Source organism: Streptomyces sp. NPDC030143, from assembly GCF_055573695.1.
This window is the reverse complement of sequence record NZ_JBVIAY010000026.1, coordinates 24,460-43,775: the sequence shown is the minus strand read 5'-3', so window position 1 is coordinate 43,775 and position 19,316 is coordinate 24,460. Positions and strand designations below refer to the sequence as shown.

Annotated in this window: 9 protein-coding genes and 4 pseudogenes; 4 read left to right on the top strand and 9 right to left on the bottom strand. The window is 68.3% G+C overall.

All coding sequences use genetic code 11. The features are described 5' to 3' along the window. Positions 1–233: 233 nt before the first annotated feature. A pseudogene (locus ACZ4YY_RS31845) lies at positions 234–493 on the bottom strand (transposase); the annotation flags it as partial. A gap of 1 nt (position 494) precedes the next feature. Next, a pseudogene (locus ACZ4YY_RS31840) lies at positions 495–724 on the bottom strand (IS110 family transposase); the annotation flags it as partial. 430 nt (positions 725–1,154) lie between these two features. Here ACZ4YY_RS31840 and ACZ4YY_RS31835 point away from each other — a divergent pair. Further along, positions 1,155–3,458, top strand: coding sequence for an outer membrane protein assembly factor BamB family protein (locus ACZ4YY_RS31835; RefSeq protein WP_468298222.1), 2,304 nt, complete (start codon positions 1,155–1,157; stop codon positions 3,456–3,458). Positions 3,459–3,845: 387 nt separating this feature from the next. After that, positions 3,846–5,027, top strand: a pseudogene (locus tag ACZ4YY_RS31830) (IS701 family transposase). A 189-nt stretch (positions 5,028–5,216) separates the two neighbouring features. On the opposite strand, the pseudogene ACZ4YY_RS31825 reads toward ACZ4YY_RS31830, so the two are convergent. Then, positions 5,217–5,837, bottom strand: a pseudogene (locus ACZ4YY_RS31825) (transposase); the annotation flags it as partial. Between the two features lie 853 nt (positions 5,838–6,690). Beyond that, positions 6,691–7,017 carry a hypothetical protein gene (locus tag ACZ4YY_RS31820; RefSeq protein WP_468298220.1) on the bottom strand — a complete coding sequence of 109 codons (327 nt, stop codon included), beginning with the start codon at positions 7,015–7,017 and terminating at the stop codon, positions 6,691–6,693. An 818-nt stretch (positions 7,018–7,835) separates the two neighbouring features. Between ACZ4YY_RS31820 and ACZ4YY_RS31815 the strand changes: the two genes are divergently transcribed. Continuing rightward, positions 7,836–9,725: an RICIN domain-containing protein gene (locus ACZ4YY_RS31815; protein WP_468298218.1), complete on the top strand. Its 1,890-nt coding sequence runs from the start codon at positions 7,836–7,838 to the stop codon at positions 9,723–9,725. 538 nt (positions 9,726–10,263) lie between these two features. On the opposite strand, the gene ACZ4YY_RS31810 is transcribed toward ACZ4YY_RS31815, so the two are convergent. The 5 genes from ACZ4YY_RS31810 to ACZ4YY_RS31790 all read right to left on the bottom strand — a co-directional run bounded on the left by ACZ4YY_RS31810 (position 10,264) and on the right by ACZ4YY_RS31790 (position 18,498). Next, positions 10,264–12,513: a discoidin domain-containing protein gene (locus ACZ4YY_RS31810; protein ID WP_468298216.1), complete on the bottom strand. Its 2,250-nt coding sequence runs from the start codon at positions 12,511–12,513 to the stop codon at positions 10,264–10,266. A 107-nt stretch (positions 12,514–12,620) separates the two neighbouring features. Then, complete coding sequence (locus ACZ4YY_RS31805; protein ID WP_468298214.1) at positions 12,621–13,496, bottom strand: carbohydrate ABC transporter permease; 876 nt, start codon at positions 13,494–13,496, stop codon at positions 12,621–12,623. A gap of 6 nt (positions 13,497–13,502) precedes the next feature. Further along, positions 13,503–14,486 carry a carbohydrate ABC transporter permease gene (locus ACZ4YY_RS31800; RefSeq protein WP_468298296.1) on the bottom strand — a complete coding sequence of 328 codons (984 nt, stop codon included), beginning with the start codon at positions 14,484–14,486 and terminating at the stop codon, positions 13,503–13,505. A 102-nt stretch (positions 14,487–14,588) separates the two neighbouring features. After that, positions 14,589–15,887, bottom strand: a complete 1,299-nt coding sequence (locus tag ACZ4YY_RS31795; RefSeq protein ID WP_468298212.1) for an extracellular solute-binding protein — start codon at positions 15,885–15,887, stop codon at positions 14,589–14,591. Positions 15,888–15,963: 76 nt separating this feature from the next. Then, positions 15,964–18,498 (bottom strand): beta-glucosidase, encoded by a 2,535-nt coding sequence (locus tag ACZ4YY_RS31790; protein WP_468298211.1) that lies wholly within the window; start codon positions 18,496–18,498, stop codon positions 15,964–15,966. Positions 18,499–18,740: 242 nt separating this feature from the next. Here ACZ4YY_RS31790 and ACZ4YY_RS31785 point away from each other — a divergent pair, with 242 nt between their 5' ends. Next, positions 18,741–19,310, top strand: a complete 570-nt coding sequence (locus ACZ4YY_RS31785; RefSeq protein ID WP_468298294.1) for a TetR family transcriptional regulator — start codon at positions 18,741–18,743, stop codon at positions 19,308–19,310. The last annotated feature ends 6 nt before the right edge of the window (positions 19,311–19,316 follow it).

The window sequence follows — 19,316 nt, the reverse complement described above, 5'->3', positions numbered from 1 at the left end:
CGGCGCGGGCAGCCGTATGGTGACACCATCTGCAGTCCGTGCCTTGGCCCGTGCGACACCAGGGCCTCCCGCGAGCAATAACCCTGCTGCTGCCGCCGCGAATCTGACGACGTTCCGACGGCGTATCTGGGCCACATGAGGAGCGGAGGAAGAAAACATGGTGTGTATCCCTTCTGTGTAGGCGTTGCTCTCGATGGTTACTGAGCTGGCACTCGTGATGTCGTGCTGTTTGGTCAGGCGGGTCTGTTGGCCAGGCCGGTCTCGGCGAGGCAGCCCTCTATGAGCTGGGTGCGGTACTGGATGTGCCGTAGACCGCGTCGGATGCGCTGGACGAGGTGTTCGGCGTACTGAAGGCTACGTTGGAGAGTCAGCCGCGTCGCAGGAGTGACCAGATCCCATCGATGGGGTTGAGGTCGGGTGCGTAGGGCGGCAGGTAGTAGATGGTCAGCCAGTCCCGGGTTTCCGACCATTCCCGCAGATCAGCAGCTTTGTGCCAGCGGCAGGGCGCCGATGGGGGCCGGGTGGTCGACCACGACCAGCACCGTCCGTGTTTGGCCTGGAGTTTCGCGAACAGCTCGCGGAGCTTGGGCTCGGTGTTGGGCAGGCGCTTGTCGAAGGCCTTCTTCCCGGCCGGTGTGACGGCGGTGGCGTGGTGTTCGCCCCGACCGAGGTCTCCGGCTGGATCTCCCTGGAACAGCCCCGCACAAGAACGGTCCTTCCCCATGGGGCCGTCCGCGTCTACCCACACCACTCCGACGATCGTGAGAGTTCGCGTTGTTCTATCTGATGAAGTGCCCCTGTTGTGGCCGCCCGACGATGTTTCACGAACCGGAACGACACACCACCCCGAGCCTCTTGACCGACCCCGAGACGGGCCTGCCGGCCGGGCGGTGTTTTATGAGCGGTCACCTATGAAACGGCCGGGACTGCGCGAAGTGCGCGTCAACAGGGTGCACGGAAGACCTCCCCGCAGTTCCCTGGAGGATCCTCTCCGCAGTGGCGGAGGCGGAGTACGTGCGTGACCCAGAATCCTGGCCGGAGGAACCGCACCTTCCCGCTTTCTGAACGCTGAGACGCGGCTGGAGGGCACCCGGGATGATGCTGTATCGACGGCGGTGGGCTGGAGCTGCGGGGCATGACGGGGGGCTGCGGCAATGACGCTGGATGGCTTGAGGGAAGGGGACCCGGAGCAGGTCGGCCGGTACCGGATTGTTGCCCGCATCGGTGCTGGGGGCATGGGGCAGGTCTACCTTGGGCGCTCGCCTGGGGGCCGTCCGGTGGCCGTCAAGCTGGTGAGGCCTGATCGGCTGAAGGACGGGGACTTCCGGCGCCGTTTCGCGCGGGAGGTGTCCGCCGCCCAGCGGGTCAACGGTGCCTTCACGGCCGGAGTGATCGACGCCGATCCGCAGGGCGATCCGCCGTGGCTGGCTACGGTCTACGTGCCCGGTATCCCGTTGTCCGAGGCGGTGGCGGCGCATGGTCCCTGGCCCGTCCACTGTGTGCGGGCACTGGGCGCGGGGCTGGCGGAGGCATTGGAGGCGATCCACGCAGCTGGGGTGGTTCACCGGGACCTGAAGCCCTCGAACATCCTGCTGGCTGCGGACGGGCCCCGTGTGATCGATTTTGGTATTTCACTCGCGAACGTCGCGAGCACCCAGACGGGCGCCGGCTCTGTGATCGGGTCTCCGGGTTTCACCGCGCCCGAGCATCTGGCCGGCCGCCGAATCGGCCCGGCCGCCGATGTCTTCGCCCTTGGTGCTGTACTCGTTCACGCAGCCACGGGCATGGGACCGTTCGGCACTGGCGCACCCGATGTCGTGCACTACCGCGTCCGGCACGAGTCCCCTGATCTCACGTGCCTACCACCGGAGCTGCACGCGCTGCTCGCAGCCTGCCTCGTAAAGCGGCCCGATCACCGCCCCACGGTGCCAGAGCTGCTCGCTCAGCTCGCTTCCGCACCCCGGCACACCGGCACGGTGCCAGCTTCATGGCTGCCAGAACCCGTCGCCCGCACGATCCGCACCAGCACCGCCGGCGACCTACCCACCCAACCGCTGACACCGCCAACGAGGCCTGCACACCACCGCGCGGAGCCAGGCCCGCCCACGGCCGGGACGGCGCCCGCTCCTCCAGAAGCCGCCACGGTGGCCGATGACGCGTCCGACCCGCTTCACGGGCCGGCCTCCCCGCAGGCAGCGCCCCCGGATCTCCATGGTGCAGAACTTGACAGCACCACAAGCAGTCCAGCCCCGGAGCACCCCGTCACCCGGCGGCGCGTGCTGCTTGGCGGGACCGCTGCCGCACTCACCGTCGCCACAGCCATCGTTCTGCTGAACAGCAAGACCGAAAAGCCTGGCGGCCACGTCAGCCCAGACACAAAATCGCCAGGCGCCACACCCGTCAGGCCACTGTGGCGTTTCGCCACCGGTGGATCCGTGGCCACGCCCGCCGTATCCGGTGGCACGGTGTTCGTGCAGAGCGCCGGTGGCCACGTCCACGCGGTGAACGCGGACACCGGCAAGCCACGCTGGTCATTCCGCACAAAGGCCACAGGAACAGCCTTCCGCACGTCGTCGCCCACGGCGTCCGGCGGCACGCTCTATATCGGCGGCAACGACGGCACGCTCTATGCACTGGATACTGCCACAGGCGGGCAACGCTGGGTCCTGGCCACGGACAAACTCCCTCCCCTGCATGACGGAGCAAGGTGGAAGGCGTCAGTGTCAACGCCGGTCGTAGCCGGCGGCACGGTGTACGTCAGCAACAGCAGTGGCAGGCTGTACGCGGTGAACGCGGCCACGGGACGGCAGCGTTGGACGTTCCCGCTTGGTGACACCACCGGACCCAGTAACTTCATCGTCAGCCGCCCTGCACTCGCAGGCGGCACGCTGTGCGTCGCAAGTACGGAGTACGGGACAGCGAGCCCTCTCACCGGCAAAGGCACCACCTACGCGGTAGACACGGCCACGGGACGGCAGCGATGGGCCACCCGCGAGGCCAGCCTCGCGGCGTCGGATCCGGTTGCTTCGGGTTCCACTGTCTACGTCGTCACCCATGACGGGTACCTGCGCGCAATCGACCTGGCAAGCGGCCAGCAGCGGTGGGCGCACAGCATTGGGAGAGCGTCGTCCTCAAGCCCGGCCGTTGCGGACGGCACCGTTTACGTCGGCGACTTCGACGGCACGCTGCACGCGGTCAGCGTAAGGACAGGCAAACCTCGCTGGACGTTCACGTCGAACGGCTCGATCGAGTCGCAGCCGGTCGTCGCAGACGGGATGGTCTATGTGGGAGGGGTGAATGACAGGGGTGCAGGACAGGCGTACGCCGTGAACGCGGCGTCTGGCAAGCCACACTGGATCCTCGAAACCGGAGGTGGCATACACGCCTCCCCTGCCGTAACGCGAGGAGCGGTGTTCGTGGGCAGCGACGACGGTTTCCTGTATGCCGTGGCACGGTAGCTGGTGCTCCGCACGATGGCGGGCAGGAAAGCGGAGCCCTGGCCAGACGGTCGCGTTGCGGTGGATACCGCGCCACCAAGGGGCTGAGGACCAGGGCCAGCTGATGCTGTCCTTCTCGCTCCAGCTCAACCCGCATCTCCTGAGCGCCTTCGTCCCGCCCGTAGCGGAAGCGCTGCGCGCGCTGCTCCCTCGCTGCGTAGCTGCGGGCGCGTTACACAACGACGCTATACGGCCTCGGCCGTCCGCCGACCGCCTCGGTCATGTCCGCGGCCTTGTCGAGCATCTGCTGGACCTGCTTGCGGCTGAAAGAGACCAGGAGGAGGGCGAGGGCTAGTACTGCAACGGTGTTTGCCGTGATTGCTGGCCAGTTCGGTCGTTGGTGCGGTTATGGGTGGGGACCTTGCTGATGTCAGGTTGTGGGCGAGTGAACTGAACGCGGTGCACGAGCGGTTCGTGCACCGGTTCAACAGGGAGGAGCCGCGTCAGTCGGCACTGGCTTATATGCGGGGACTGATCGCTCCGCTGCAGCGTAAGAACGGCTGGACCCTGGCGGAGGAAGCCGGCCACGCGGGCCCGGAGCGTATCCATCGGATGCTGAACCGGATCGAGTGGGACGCCGATGAGGTTCTCGACGACGTGCTCGGTACGTGGTCGACAACCTCGAAGACCAGGAGGCGGTTCTCATCGTGGACGACACCGGCTTCCTGAAAAAGGGCGTGCGCTCGGCCGGGGTGCAACGGCAATACTCCGGCACGGCCGGACGGACGGAAAATTGCCAGATCGGCGTCTTCCTCGGCAATGCAACTGCTCGCGGCAGGACATTGATCGACCGCCGCCAGTATCTGCCCACCTCCTGGACGGACGACCGCGAACGGTGCCGACGGGCCGGCATCGACGACACGGTTGCCTTGAGACGAAGGCGGCCATGGCCAAGGCGATGGTCCGCCGGGCGATCAAGGACAAGATCCCGTTTGGGTGGGTGACCGCGGATGCCGCCTACGGCTTCAGCAAGGGCTGCCCCGGTCCGAGCTGGAGCAGGCCGATGTCTTCCACGTCATGGCCACCACCCGTCACACCGTCGTCACACGCTGGGCCATCGACCACCCCGTCCACGACCTGCTCCCCGGCCTGCCGAGACAGAAGTGGAAGCGTCGGTCCTGCGGTGACGGCGCCCACGGCCGGCGCATCTACGACTGGGCTCGAGTTGAGGTGCGGCCCTGGCACCGGCCCGACCGCCGGCACTGGGTCCTGGCCCGCCGCAGCGTCAGCCGACCGGACGAGATCTCCTACTACATCGCCTACTGCCCAGCCGACACCACCCTTGACGCTCTGATCCGTATCGCCGGCAGCAGGTAGGCGATCGAGGAGTGCTTCCAGAGTGCGAAGCAGGAGTGCGGCCTGGACGACTACCAGGTCCGCCGCTATCCCGGCTGGCACGGCCACATGACCCTCGCCATGGCCGCCCACGCCTGCCTGACCGTCCTGCGGGCCCGCGAACCGGACACCAGGAAGGCAGAAACGGATCCTCCCACCTCATCCACTACAGCGTCGCCGAGATCAGACGCCTGATCACCCGCCTCACCGACCGCCGGCCCGTGCCCGCCGAGCACCTCCTGCACTGGTCACACTGGCGACGACGACGCCAGCACCAGGCCCGCATCAGCCACTACAAACGACGCGGACACAGCCCCTGAAAACCGCCCAGCACTCAGAACAAACACCGTTGCAGTGCTAACCGCGGGCCGGGCGCGGCAGTTGGCGGCAGTCGTGGAGGATCTTCCAGCTCTTCATGCAGGCGAAGGCGTGCTCGACGCGGGCGCGGACGTTGCGGTGCGAACGGTTGTGGTCTTCCTTCCAGTCCGGGAGGTCGGCCTGGCCGCGTTCTCGGCGGTGCGGGATGACCAGGCCGGTGCCGCGGTAGCCACCGTCGGCGATCACCGTGGTCTTGCCGACGGCGGCTTTGGCGCCGGACAGTTCCCATGCCTTGCAGTCGTTGCGGTTTCCGGGCAGGGGCCGGCCGACGGCGACGACGAGGCGGGTGTCGGCGTCGATGAGGACCTGATGGTTGGTGGAGTACCGGTACTTCTTCGACTGCTCGGCAATGCTGTGGTCACGGGTGGGGACCAGGGTTCCGTCCACGATCAGCACGGTGTCCTTGCGGAACCGCTTGCGCTGCTGCAGCGCGAGCGAGGGTCCGAGGTGGTCGATGATGCGGTCCGCAGCCGACTTGGACAGCCCGAACAACGGGGCCAGCTGGCGCAGGGTGAGGTTCGTGCGCCAGTACGCGGCGACCAGCAGAACCCGGTCCTCCAGCGGCAGGCTCCACGGCCGGCCCTTGCGTACCGGATCCGCGCCCTCCCGGCGCAGTGCCGTGACCATTACGCTGCGCCCTGGCCCGGTTGGGGTTGTTCTGCCGGTGGCAGACGTGGACGTGTGGGCTCTTGCACTCGCCGCAGTCGGCGTTCTCGCGCAGGTGCAGATCGACCAGGTGCAGGCCGGTCAGGCCGCCGATCCGCAGGGTCGTGTCGGACAGCCAGGTCACGACCATTTCATCCCGGGCAGTGTTCACCGACTCCACCAGCTCCGGCCTGGCACCGTCCGGCAGCGTCTTCGGATAACGGCGCCGCGTGCCCTGCCGTGGGGCCAGTGGGTTCGTCGGCACCGAGGTGATCGCATGCCCCAGGAAGACCCTTTTGCGGTCCGCCTGAGTGGGCAGCCGACCGACGTCCAGCGCCTCTCGGAGCTCGTCGTTGATGCCCCGCCTCACGCACTGATGCAGGTAGAAGCCCTTCAGAACGGTCGCCGAGATCGACAGAGCCGACGTGCCGTACGGACGCTTCGGCGGCACCCGCCACGGCCGCCCGTACGGCATCGGCACTTGCGCACCCACCGCTCCCTGGTAGCGGTGGAGATCCGTCAGCCTGGTGGTCTCCGCCGTCAGCCCTTCGCGGAGGCGCCTCCGAAGGTGGTCTACGAGGTAGTGGGCATAGGTCTCCTGGGATCCCGATCCCTCGTAGAGACGCAGGTAGCTTTCGGCTTCTTCGTCGACCGAGTAGTCCGGACAGAGGATCGAGAACGCCCAGCTGCCGTCGGCGCGTCTGATCTTCTGGACCCGTAGGTCGTCCAGCACCAGCGTGCTCCGCACCAGGACTTCCTTCCGCCTTCATCGCTTATAGGGCGAACGGAGGCAAACCGTTGGCCAAAGACCTACGTGACGCGGCCGAACTGCGTCTCAACGAGCGACACGGACTCGCCGTTGGCAGTCGCTGATGTCGGAGAAGTTCTTCGGGATGTGGAGGTAGCGGCGCGGGTCGGTCTGCTCCGCGTATCCGAGCGGCCGGTGGAGGGCTTCGTGCAGCGGGACGACCCACTCGCGCATCAGCTCCCGGCGCTCGCGGGTCAGCGCCATGTACGCCGCGGTGCCCGCGGCCAGGACGTGGTTCGCGATCTCGTACACCCGCGGGGTGTCGGTCAGCGAGCTCACGCGGATCAGCCGCCATTGCTGGTGATGTGCGTCGTCACCCTCGTAGGCGCGCTGCGCGACCACTGCTCCGGCCACCTCCTGCGCTCCGAGGACTCCAGGACCTTGCCGCTGCGCACGTTCTCGATCGCGTACAGGACGTCGCCGTTGTTTTCGTCGTCGCTCGGCGGAAGGGATCCGGTGTGACGTGGACGCTACCGGAGCCAATGCTGGGCACGCCCGTACCCACGCCCGATCTGCTGCCGGGCTGGGCGTGCGAGCGGAAGTTATGGACACGGTTCGCTGGTGTCCGTTGTCCACGGCCTGAATCTTGGGGCCTGCGTTTCGTGCAGTCGGTGCGCAGGTCGGTCACGGAATCGACGGCCGGGCGAGGAAGCCTGATGAGAGCGTGCGGGACGTGTGCGCTGACTGGTAATCACCCGCAAGCGATTGTGTGACTCACGCCACTTTCTAAGTACTTAGTAAGTGTGCTTTCATGTCGCCGTCACGGGGACGAAACTCCACCGTCATGGGTTGGAAGGAATCCGTATGCCATCCGTGTCTTCCCCAAGCTCCTGCGCCGGTCGGCGTAAGGTCGCCTACCGCCCAGATAACCGACGAGAGCCGATGGGCTGAGCAGATCACCATCCCTCGGCCCCACCTTCCTCTCCCGCTCTCCGGCAGCGGCCAGATCAGGATCGCAACCACCGGCCTCGAGTAAGAGGACACTCCACACCTCGTCCTCCTCCCGTGTCACCCCGTCGTCGCCTCACTGCCGCTCGATGAACACTCCCGGGGCACGTCAGCCCCGTGTGCACTGCCTTCGAAAGCCCCGGCCCGTCCGAAGTGCCCATCCGTACCCGGGTGTGCCGGTGTTCTACGCCTCCCGTCAGGTCGAACCGAAGGAGAGCTGCACCATGTCATCACCCAGAACCGCAGTTCGGGCTCGCGCCGCCGGCGCAGCCCTCGTCCTGGCCGTCACCGGGATGTGCGTCGCCGGCGCCGGCTCCGCCCGGGCCGCCGACCCCACCGCGCAGGTGTGGGTCACCACACCGGACGGAGCTAAGAAGCTGGCTGCTGAGGGCAGCGTCCCGTTCACCAGCACACCGCAGGCCATCGACATACGCATCGACACCGCCAGCAAGGGCCAGCAGTTCACCGGTGCCGGCGCCTCGGTCACCGAAGCCTCCGCCCACCTCATCCAGGGCCTGCCCCCCGACAAGCGCGCCGACCTGATGAAGTCGCTGTTCTCGAGCAGCGAGGGCATCGGGCTGAACTACCTGCGCCAGCCTCTCGGAAGCACCGACTTCAACGCCACGAACAGCTTCTACACCTACGAGGACACCCAGGGGCAGTTCTCCATCGCCCCGGACCAGGCAGAGATCATCCCGGTCCTCCAGCAGGCCCTCGCGATCAACCCGGCGATCCGCTTCATGGGCTCCCCGTGGTCGCCGCCCGCCTGGATGAAGACCGGCAATTCGCTCAGCGGCGGCAGCCTGAGGACCGAGCACTATCAGTCCTACGCCGACTACCTGGTCAAGTCCATCAAGGCGTACCAGCAGCAGGGCATCACGCTCACCGACCTGACGGTCCAGAACGAGCCCGAGTTCGCCACCAGCTACCCGTCCATGTCGATGACCTCCCCCGAGCAGGCCGAGTTCTTGAAGGTGCTCGACCGCACCTTGAGCGCCAACGGGCTGCCGACGAACGTCCTCGCGTACGACCACAACTGGGACCACCCGAACTACCCGCTGAATGTGTTCTCCCGCACGCCCGGCATCCAGCGTGTCATCGGCGCCGCCTTCCACTGCTACGGCGGCACCCCCGCCGCGCAGCAGCAGATCGTCAACGCCGGCAAGCGCGTCTTCTTCACCGAGTGCTCCGGCACCGACAGCGCGGATGCGTCCAGGACTTTCGGCGACACGCTCCGGTGGCACGCCGAGAACTTGGTCGTGCAGAACATGCGCAACGGCGGTGAGACCGTCGTCAACTGGAACCTCGCCCTCGACCCGAACGGCGGCCCTCACCACGGCCACTGCGGCACCCGCTGCAACGGCATCGTCGAGATCGCGGGCGGCAACGTCACCCCCGGCGCCGAGTACTACGTCCTCGGTCACCTCACCAAGTTCCTCAAGGTCGGCGCCACCCGTATCGGTTCCACCAGTCAGGGCAGCGGAGGCGTTCAGAACGTGGCCTTCGAAAACCCCGGCGGCAGCCGCGCCGCCTTCGTCGTCAACACCTCCACCAGCGCGCAGCAGTTCTCCCTCACCGACAGCGGCAAGTCCCTCGCTTACAGCCTGCCCGCAGGCGCCGTCGCCACCTTCGTGTGGAACGGCACAGGCGAGCCAACTGATCCGCCCACCGGCACCATCGACCCGGCCGCCTGGTACCGCGTCGCCAACACCAGCAGCGGCGCCTGCCTCGACGCTGCCGACTGGGGCACCGCCAACGGCACCGCGCTGCAGCAGTGGGCCTGCGGCACCGGAGCCAACCAGTCCTGGCAGTTCCGCCCCACCAGCGAAGGCTTCTACCAGGTCGTCAACCGGCACAACACCAAGGTCTGGGACGTCGACGGCGGCCCCGGCGCCACCGACGACGGCACCAAGGTGCACCTGTGGAGCTACGAAGGCGGCACCAACCAGCAGTGGCGCGCCGAGTCCGTCGGCACGAGCGGGCAGTACCGCTTCACGGCCCGCCACAGCGGCAAGTGCCTCACCGTCGACAACGCGTCCACCGCCAACGGCGCCCGCATGTCCCAAGAGCCCTGCACCAATTCAGCGGCACAGACGTTCACGCTGGTCGGTTGATCACGGTTCAGCAGCTCGCTGCAGGGTCCGGTGTACAGCACCGGACCCTGCCCCGGGGGCATCCCAGCCCATCCGCTCCTGCTGACTCGCCGACTGAGACGCCGTCGATGCGCTGGCGGAGGCATCGGCGGACTCAAGGATGCGGCGGCATGGCCCAGCTGAACTGTCTGCCTGGAAGATCTCGGTCCGGCGCCGGCCGATGGAGATGTCGGTACTGGCAGCGGCAGACGCTCGGTGAGTTCGGGGAGCCATCGGAACGGGTTGTCCGCCCAGAAGCGCGGAAACGCGGTCGGTCATCGGCAGGCGCACGGCCGACTCGTCACCGCGTCGCCAGACCCGAAGCTCGAGGTCTGGCCAGTGTTTCGGGGGGCTGGTCCCGAACAAGGTCACGGACAACGCTCTCGTCGATGTCAGCTCCATCCATGTCTTCCTCCGCGTAGTAGTGCCAAGCAGAGGGCGACAAAAAGCGAGGGCCCGCGCAGATGCGCTCTGGGCGGGCCCTCGTCGTGTGGGCTGCAACCAGCCGGTTTCCGCAGGCTCAGGCGGGCCGCGTGGTGAGGATGGCGGCGGCGCCGGCGGGCAGTCGGTAGCTGTAGGTCGTGCCGCCCCACGGGACGTCGAACGTGGCAGCTGAGCCCCCGGAGTTGTACGTCACCTGCAGCCGGGTGCCGTCGGGCAGGGTCGCTTTCTTGCGCTGGAGGCCGGTGTCCGTGCCCGTGGCCGCCCTGTTCTTGCCGTCGGGGGCGAAGACGGAGACGTCGTGGATGGACCACCAGCTGCCGGAGCCTGCCTTGTTGACCACGCGGATGTAGCGGGCGGTGGTGGTGGGCAGTTGGATGCGGGTGACAGTGCTGCCGGGGCCGGTGGCGATGGGCTCGCCCCAGGTGGTGCCGTCGTCGGAGGTGTACACCTCGTACTGGCGGGCGAAGTCGCCGGACGAGGCGGTGCTGTCCAGGACGAGCTGGTCGAAGGTCTGGGTGGAGCCGAGGTCGAGCTGGAACCAGTCACCGGGTTGCATGCCGTGGCCCGAGCTCCAGCGGGTGGATGCGTCGCCGTCGATGGCCTTGGAGGGCGGGGCGTCCGCGCTGCTCGCGGAGGCTGTCGCCTGCCAGCCGTCGCGAGATAGGGCCTTTTCGCCGGTGGGTGAGGTGAGCGAGGCGCCGGTGGGCAGGGTGTAGGCGAGCCACTCGTCGCCGACGCGTACCTGGGGCTGCTGGGCGAGCAGGCTGCTGTCGTAGGTGATCAGGGCCTGGCTGCCGTCGGTGTTGGTGAAGGGGACATCGACGGAGTCGATGGCGGCCGGGTCGGTGGTGCCGTGCTGGGGCCCGGTCCAGGTGAAGGTCGCGGCCGCTCCGGCGGCCAGGGTGTAGGTGAAGTGGCGGTCGCCCCAGGCCACGTGGAAGGTGCGTGACGTGCTGCCGGAGTTGTAGGTGACCAGCGCGTTGGAGCCGTCGGGGTTGGTGAAGGCGACATCTTCGACGCTGCCCTTGCCCAAGGTGTTGGAGGCGACCCGGCGGGCGCCGGGCTGGACGAACTTGCTGGCCTGGGCGAGGCCCCAGTAATCGGCCGTCGGCGTGTAGGTCCACTTGCCGTCGGTGTTCGGGGAGACGGTCACCACGGGGCGGCACCCCTGGCATCCGTTGTTGGTGGGGCCGCCGCTGGAGTCCAGGGCGAGGTTCCAGCGGATGATGCTCTGTGCCCAGTTGCGCGGACCGTTGATGATGTTGTCCATGACGCCGGCGAAGGCGCCCTTCTCGTCGCCCTCCCAGTTGCCGCCGGAGCACTCGCTCTGGAAGGCGGGCTTGTTGGGGTAGTCGTTGTGGACGACGGTCTGCGCCGTCTCGTCCCCGGCGTAGCAGTGCCAGGCCGTGCCGGTGACCTGCTGGGCGGTTGCCGGGTCGGCGTAGAAGGACCCGGGGTAGCCGGTGACGTCCCAGTTGTGGTCGTAGCCCAGGATGCCGGTGGACAGGCCCCGTTTGCGCAGCGTCGGAGCGAGGTGCTCGGTGACGAAGGTCTTGGCCTGGTCGGCGGGCAGATACATGCCCGGGTAGGCCGATGGTTCGTGCAGCGGCTCGTTCTGCGGGGTGACGTAGCGGACCGGGACGCCGGCTGCCGCGTACCCCTTGAGGAACTTGGCGAAGTAGTCGGCGAGCGGCTGGTAGGCGTCCGGCTTGAGCCTGCCGCCGTTCATCGAGTCGCTCGTCTTCATCCAGCCCGGCGGGCTCCACGGGGTGGCCATGAGGGTCAGCTGCGGGTTGATCTGCCGGGCCTGCTTCAGCAGGGGGATGATGTACGCCCGGTCGTGGTCGATCGTGAAGTTGGCCAGCGTGGGGTCTGCCTGGCCGGCGGGCATGTCGTCGTAGGAGTAGTTGCCGTTCACGGTGAAGTCGGTGGCGGCCATCGGCTGGCGCAGGAAGCTCAGGCCGATGCCGTCGCGGCGGCTGAACAGGTCGCGCATCAGCGCGTTCCGCTGTGCGGCGCTGAGCTTGGTGCCGACCAGCCAGGCGGAGGAGTCGGTGAACGAGGCCCCGAAGCCGGTCATCGGCTGGTACTTGCGGGTGGTGTCGACCGTGATGGTCGAGCCGGACGGTGCGCGTCCGGTCTTCCAGGTCACCGGCGACTGCTGGGACAGGTACGTCTTCGTGGACGGGTTGGTGACCCAGATTGACGCCTTGCCGGCGGTGCCGGCGGAAGCTGGTGTGGCCGACGGCAGGACGGGGAGCGTGGCGAGCAGAGTCGCGGCGGCTGCCAGGGAGGTCCGGCGCCATTGCCGGGTGGTGGTTCTCATGGTGCGGCTCCTTGCGGGCATGACGGCCATGCACGGCGGGGCGCGTGCATGACGTGGATGGTGCGAAACCGGCGCGTGGGGGCCGGGTAAGGGCGCCGGAGCTGGGGTCACTTCAGGCCGGTGGTGGCGATGCCGGCGACGAAGTGGCGCTGGAAGAGCAGGAAGACGACGGTCACCGGGAGCAGGACGACAACGGCGCCGGCGAGCAGGATGCCGAAGCGGGTGAAGTCCTGTCCGCTGCTGGCCAGGGCGAGGCCGACGGGGAGGGTGTACTGGGTCTCGTTCTGGGCCACGACCAGCGGCCACAGGAAGTTGTTCCACGAGCCGAGGAAGGTGATGATCCCCAGCGTGGCGAGGGCCGGCTTGGTCAGCGGCAGGATGATCTTCCAGAAGACGGCCAGTTCACGGCAGCCGTCGACACGCGCGGCGTCGATCAGCTCGTCCGGCAGGGTGGAGATGAACTGCCGCATCAGGAACACCCCGAACGGGGTGGCCAGGAACGGCAGGATCAGCCCGAGCAAGGAGCCGGTCAGCTGCATGTTGGCCACCAGGACGTACAGCGGTACGAAGGTGACCAGGCCGGGAACCATGAGGGTCGCGATGACCACGGTGAACACGGCCCGTTGTCCCCGGAACTCCAGCTTTGCCAGGGCGTAGCCGAGCATCGAGCAGAAGATCAGGTTCCCCACCGTGACGGCCAGGGCCACGATCACGGAGTTGGCGAACATCCTCGTGAAGTCCAGGCTGTCGAACAGTTCCTGGAAGTTGATGAGCGTGGGCCTGGTGGGGATCAGGTCGGGCGGGATCTTGCGGATGTCCGCCTCGGGCTTGAACGACCCGGACAACATCCACAGGAACGGCGTGACCATAAGCAGCAGGAGGCCCGTGAGCGGCAGGTACAGCCACGGACGGCCCCACTCCTGGCGGATACGGCGACGACGTACGGACTTCTGTACAGCGGGAGCGAGAGGTGCGGTGCTCATAGGGCATCAGTCCTTGTCGCGCAGCACGCGGAACTGCAGCACGGTCAGCGCGATGATGAGAACGAAGACGACATAGCCGGCCGCCGACGCGACGTCGTAGTTGCCGTTGCCGAACTGCTTGTAGGCGTACAGCGTGGTCGACAGGGTGGAGTCCAGCGGTCCGCCGTCGGTCATGACGAACGGCTCGTCGAAGAACTGCAGGTAGCCGATGCCGGTGGTGACGGCGGTGAGGAGCAGGGCGGGGCGCAGAAGGGGGAAGGTGACCCGCCAGAACCGCTGCCAGGGTCCGGCACCGTCGAGTTCGGCGGCCTCAATCAGGGACTGGGGCACGGACTGCAGCCCCGCCAGCATGATGATCATGACGGTGCCGAGGTTGCGCCACACGGCCATGAGGATCATGACGGGCAGGGCGAACCGGGTGTCGGCCAGCCAGGCCGGACCGTCGATCCCGAACCAGGCCAGGACGGTGTTCACCAGACCCGCCTGAGGTTCGAGGAGCGTCTTCCACACCACGGCGACAGCGACGATGCTGGTGATCACCGGCAGGTAGAACCCGACCCGGAAGACGGCACGGAAGCGGCGGATGCCGCGGTCGAGGGCGACGGCCGCGGCGAGCCCGGCGGCCAGGGTGAGGGGCAGGGCCACCAGGACGAAGACGCCCGTGTTGCGCAGGGCGGTGAAGAACTGCGGGTCCTGGAAGAGCCGTATGTAGTTGTCGAGGCCGACGAACGACACGTTCAGCGGGGTGCGCAGGTCGGCGCTCTTGGTGTCGGTCAGGCTCATCAGCGTCGACCAGACGACCGGCAGCAGCATGAAGGCGAGAAACAGGGCAAGAAACGGCGCGGCGAGGATCCACGCGGCGCGGGCCTGGCGGCCCTGCGCGGTGCGCCGCGGTGAGGAGGTGCGGCGGCGCACCGCCGGCTGTTTGCCGGCGGTGTCGCGCTCCTCGGTGCCCTGCCCGGCGATGGTGTTCGTGGACATGGTGGTCATCCGTCCGTGGGCATGGTGGTCATCCATCCGTACGAGGGATACGAAAGACACGAGGCCGTGCGAGGGCTACGGGTCCGTACGAGGCTTACGGGCGGCAGCGAGTCAGCGGCCGGTGCCGATGCTGGTGGCCCTGGACTGCAGGGTCTTCTGCACCTCGGCGACGGTGACCTTGCCGTAGGCGAGCTTTTCCAGCTCGGAGTCGATGGCGTCGGCGATCTGCTGCCAGGTGGTGATCGCCGGAGGAGCCTTGGTGACCTTCAGCTGGCTCTCGAAGGCGGCCATCTTCGGGTCCTCGCCCAGGTCACCCTCCGACCAGGACTCGACGGCCGCGGGCAGAGCGCCGCTGGCCTCTCCGTACTCGGCCAGGTTCTTCGGCTCGGTGAGGAACTTGACGAACTTCCAGGCCGCGTCGGCGTTCTTGGCGTCCTTGAAGACCGCCAGGTCACTGCCGCCTGCCAGGCCGGCCGCCTGTGTGCCCTTCGGCAGCGGCATGGTCTGCCACTTGCTGTCCAGTTCGGGGGCGTTCTTGTGGAGGTCGCCGCCGGTGCTGGCGCCCTGCTGCACGGTGCCGATCAGCCCGTTCTGGAGGTTCTGACGGGCGTCGGTCTTGTCGTTCGGCGTCAGCTTGTCCTTGAAGATGCCGCTGTAGTACTCCAGGGCCTTGGTGACCGCGGGCGAGTCGAAGGTGAACGTCTTCACTTCGGCGTCGTAGATGTCACCGCCCTGCTGCCACACCATCGGCAGCCAGAACAGCCAGGAGTTGAAGCCGACCTGCAGCTGGGTGGCGTTGCGCAGCTTGGGGTTCTGCTTGCCCGCGGTGGCCTGGATGGCCTTGAGGTCCTTCAGGTAGCCGTCCCAGTCGCCGGCCGGGGCACCCTTGATGCCGGCCTGTGTGGTGATGTCGGTGCGGTAGTAGATCACCGAGGTGTCGGCGGTGAAGGGGACACCGTAGGAGGTGTCCTTGTACTTGGTGGTGTCCCACTGGCCGGGGAAGAACGCGGACGACTCGAACGAGGTCGGGGTCGCCTGGAAGCCGTTCATGGCAGCCAGCTCGGCCATCCAGGTGGAGCCGATCAGGGACATGTCCGGGGTGTTGCCGCCGGCGATCGAAGTGGTGAGCTTCTCGTGGGCGGCGTCCCACGGCACCGGGGTGATCTGGACCGTCACATCCGGGTTCTGCTGCTCGAACTTCTTCGCCAGGCTCTGCAGGTCCTTGTCGGCCTTGTCGCCCATGGACCACATGACGATCTTGCCCTTGGCCTTGCCGCTGCTGATCTCCGCCGGGGCGTTGTCGGAGGCCGAGGAGTCGTCGCTGCGGCCGCAGCCGGTGGCCAGCAGGGCGGCGGCCACGGTGGCGCAGGCGATCTGGAGGGTTCTCGCGGTGGGACGAGTGGTGCGCATGGTTGCGGCTCCTTGCGGTCGACTGAACAGGGCGCGGGGGGGTGAGTGGGGCAAAAGGGGCTGACCGTGAGGTGGGTCAGACTGCGGGGTGCGGGCGGCCGTCGTCGACGGTCACCTCGGCGGTGAGATGCGGATCACGGCTGGAGCGTCCGACGTGCAGGCGGTAGCGGCCGGGCGGCGTGCGCCACGCGCTCGCCTCGACGTCCCAGATCCGGAAGACGCGGGCGGGCACGTGTACCTCGGCGGTGACGCGGGCGCCCGGTTCCGCCCGGACCGTGGCGAAGCCGGCGAGCAGACGGACCGGCCGGTCAGTGCCGTCCTGCGGCGGCTCCAAGTAGACCTGGACGACCTCACGGCCGGCCCGGGGGCCGGTGTTGGTCAGTGCTACGGTCAACTTGAGCCCGTCTCCGCCCGCGGGGCTGGGCAGATCGGCGGAGACGGGAGTCGGGGAGAGGGACACGGACTCGTACGTCCATCGGGTCCAGCCGAGGCCGTGACCAAAGGGGAAGGCGGGGACGAGTCCGGCGCGGTCCCAGGCCCGGTGGCCGACGTGGACGCCCTCGGTGTATTTCACGATGCCGTCGCGGGGACGGGCATCGGGGACGGGAACGTCCTCAGCGCGGGCGGGCAGCGTCCAGGGCAGGCGGCCCGACGGCTCGGAACAGCCCAGCAGCACATCGGCAAGCGCGTGCCCGGCCTCCTGACCCGGCAGCCATGACCACAGCAGCGCGGGTGCTTCGTCGGCCCAGGGCAGCAGCACGGGGGCGCCGGCGTTGACGACCACGATCGTGCGCGGGTTGGCGGCGATCACCTTGCGGACCAGGTCGTTCTGGTGGCCGGGCAGGTCCAGGCCCGTGCGGTCCCAGCCCTCCGACTCGACCTCCTCGTTGGTGCCCACCACGACGACGGCCACATCGGCGGCTGCTGCGGCGGCGGCTGCTTCGGCGATCTCCTCGTACGGGGTGGTCCCCGGCGGAGTGTGCCGCAGCTGGGCGGTGACGAAGCGGCCGTAGCCGCCGGCGTCCACGACGGTGAGGTCCAGGGCGAGGGTGAGCTTTCGCCCGCCCGGCCCGACCTCGACGTCGATGCCCCGCTGCTGCGGATGGTTGTGGCTGGACTCCAGCACCAGCTCCACACCCCGGTCGTCGTCCCCGGCCAGGACCTCGTCGCCGTCGATGCTCACGCTGAAGCGTCCCGCGCAGCCGAACTCCAGACGGTGCGTCCCCGGTTCGGTGAGGGTCAGCTCCGTGCGCAGCAGCACCCGGCGGGTCGCCGGGCCGAAGCCGTCGTACGTGGTCCAGTCCCCGGTGACGCGGGCCTCGCCGTCGATCCGGTTGCCGTCGGCGTCCAGGTGATCGGCGCGTATACCGGTCGCGCCGGTCTCGGGATCGGTGAGCAGTTCGGCGGAGGCGTACGGCAGGCTCAGGCGTGCGTCGCCGCCCCGGTGCACGGTCAGCCGGACATCCTCGGGGAGCGCGTCGCGCAGCCCTTCCTCGTACGACACGGTGCGCACCGCCGGCACGAAGGCGCTGCCGCCGCCCTGGAGGTAGGGCGCGACGGCGTTGGGGCCGATCAGCGCGACGCTGCGGATGCTGTCCGGTACCAGCGGCAGCAGGTCCGCCTCATTGCGGAGCAGCACGGTGCCGCGAGCGGCGACCTCGCGCAGCAACCGGTACTCCTCCGGAGCCGGCTCGGACGAGACGTGGGCCGGACCCGGCCCGTCGAGCCGGCCGACATGCCGGGCCAGGCGCAGCAGCCGAAGCACCTTATCGTCGACAAGCTGCTCATCCACCTCGCCTGCACGCACGGCCGCCGCGAGGGCATCACCCCACGGGCCGTCGGGGCCGGGCATCACGAGATCCAGACCGCTGACCGCGGAGTCCACGGTGGAACGGGTCGCGGCCCAGTCACTGACAACAGGTCCTGCGAAAGCCCACTCGCCCTTCAGCACCTCGCGCAGCAGCCGCGCGTTCTCGGTCATCGGCGCTGAGACGGTCCCGTCGTCCAGGCCCGAGTACGCGGCCATCACACTCCACGGCGCGGCTTCGGCGAGGACCTGCTCGAAGGGTGCCAGGTAGACCTCCCGCAGCGTCCGCTCGTCCAGCCGGGCGCGGTACTGGGTGCGGTCGGTCTCGGAGTCGTTGGCGACGAAGTGCTTCAGGCACGCGCCCACGCCCCGGCTCTGCAGGCCGCGTACGACGGCGGCGGCCAGGGTGCCGGTGAGCAGCGGGTCCTCGGAGAAGTACTCGAAGTGGCGTCCGGCGACCGGGGTGCGCTGGAGGTTGACCACCGGGGCCAGCACCATGTCGACGCCCTTGCGGCGGGCCTCGACGGCGAACAGCTTCCCCAGGCGCTCGGCGAGGTCGGGGTCCCAGGCCGCCGCGAGCCCACTCGGCGCGGGGGCCAGGAGGCCGGTCTCGTCAGGGTCGTCGCCGGTCCCGCGCACGCCCTGCGGGCCGTCGGACATCGTCACCGCGGCAAGCCCCAGCCGGGGCTCGGCCGGGAGTCTCCACAGGTCGGCGCCGGTCAGCAGCCGGATCTTGGAGTCCAGGTCCAGGCCGCGGACGCGGTCGCGGAGTTCGGTGTCATCGGGGAGGGCAGGGCGGCTCATGCTCGTCCTTCCAGGCCGCGGTGCGGCACGAAGCGGGCGGAACGGAGAGCAGGAAAGCACACTTACTAAGTACTTGGTAAGTGCTTGTGCGTAAGTTCTTTCTCGGGTTTGATCGAAAGGTGACCACTGATCGACAGCCCCGTAGACTCCGCACGGTGAGCGAGAGCAGGCCGACCGGCGAGCGGCAGCCCCGCACGGGGAAGAGCCTCAAAGCCCAACAGCGACGGCAGGAGATCCTGCAGATCGCCATGGACACCTTCGCCGCCCGCGGCTACAACAACGCCTCCCTGCAGGAGATCGCCGACCGCGCGGGAGTCACCCAGGCCGGCGTCCTGCACTACTTCCGCTCCAAGGCCCAGCTGCTCACCAGCGTCCTCGACCTGCGCGACGCCACCGACATCGAACAGCTCGGCCCCGACCGCCCCCGCGGTCTGGCCTTCCTGCGCCACCTGGTCGACACGGCCCGCCGCAACACCGAACGGGAGGGCATCGTCCGGCTGTACTCCGTCCTGTCGGCGGAGAGCGTCACCGAAGGCCACCCCGCGCAGGACTACTTCCGTGACCGCTACGCGGGACTGCGTGCCATGGTCTGCGAAGCCCTCGCCGAAGCGCACGAACTCGGCGAGACACGCCCCGACCTGAACCTCGAAGACGCGGCCAACGCGATCATCGCCGTCATGGACGGCCTCCAGATTCAGTGGCTGCTCGCCCCCGACTCGGTCGACATGGCCGCATCCACGGACCGCGTCATATCCGCCCTCTTGGCCGGCTTCACCGGCAATCAAGCCTCACAGCGGCCAGAAGCCCCGTGAAGGCTC

Bases quoted from the DNA above. Each gene is read 5' to 3' on its own strand.
- ACZ4YY_RS31805 (WP_468298214.1), bottom strand. From the start codon at position 13,496: ATGAGCACCGCACCTCTCGCTCCCGCTGTACAGAAGTCCGTACGTCGT.
- ACZ4YY_RS31835 (WP_468298222.1), top strand. From the start codon at position 1,155: ATGACGCTGGATGGCTTGAGGGAAGGGGACCCGGAGCAGGTCGGCCGG.
- ACZ4YY_RS31815 (WP_468298218.1), top strand. From the start codon at position 7,836: ATGTCATCACCCAGAACCGCAGTTCGGGCTCGCGCCGCCGGCGCAGCC.
- ACZ4YY_RS31800 (WP_468298296.1), bottom strand. From the start codon at position 14,486: ATGACCACCATGTCCACGAACACCATCGCCGGGCAGGGCACCGAGGAG.
- ACZ4YY_RS31810 (WP_468298216.1), bottom strand. From the start codon at position 12,513: ATGAGAACCACCACCCGGCAATGGCGCCGGACCTCCCTGGCAGCCGCC.
- ACZ4YY_RS31795 (WP_468298212.1), bottom strand. From the start codon at position 15,887: ATGCGCACCACTCGTCCCACCGCGAGAACCCTCCAGATCGCCTGCGCC.
- ACZ4YY_RS31790 (WP_468298211.1), bottom strand. From the start codon at position 18,498: ATGAGCCGCCCTGCCCTCCCCGATGACACCGAACTCCGCGACCGCGTC.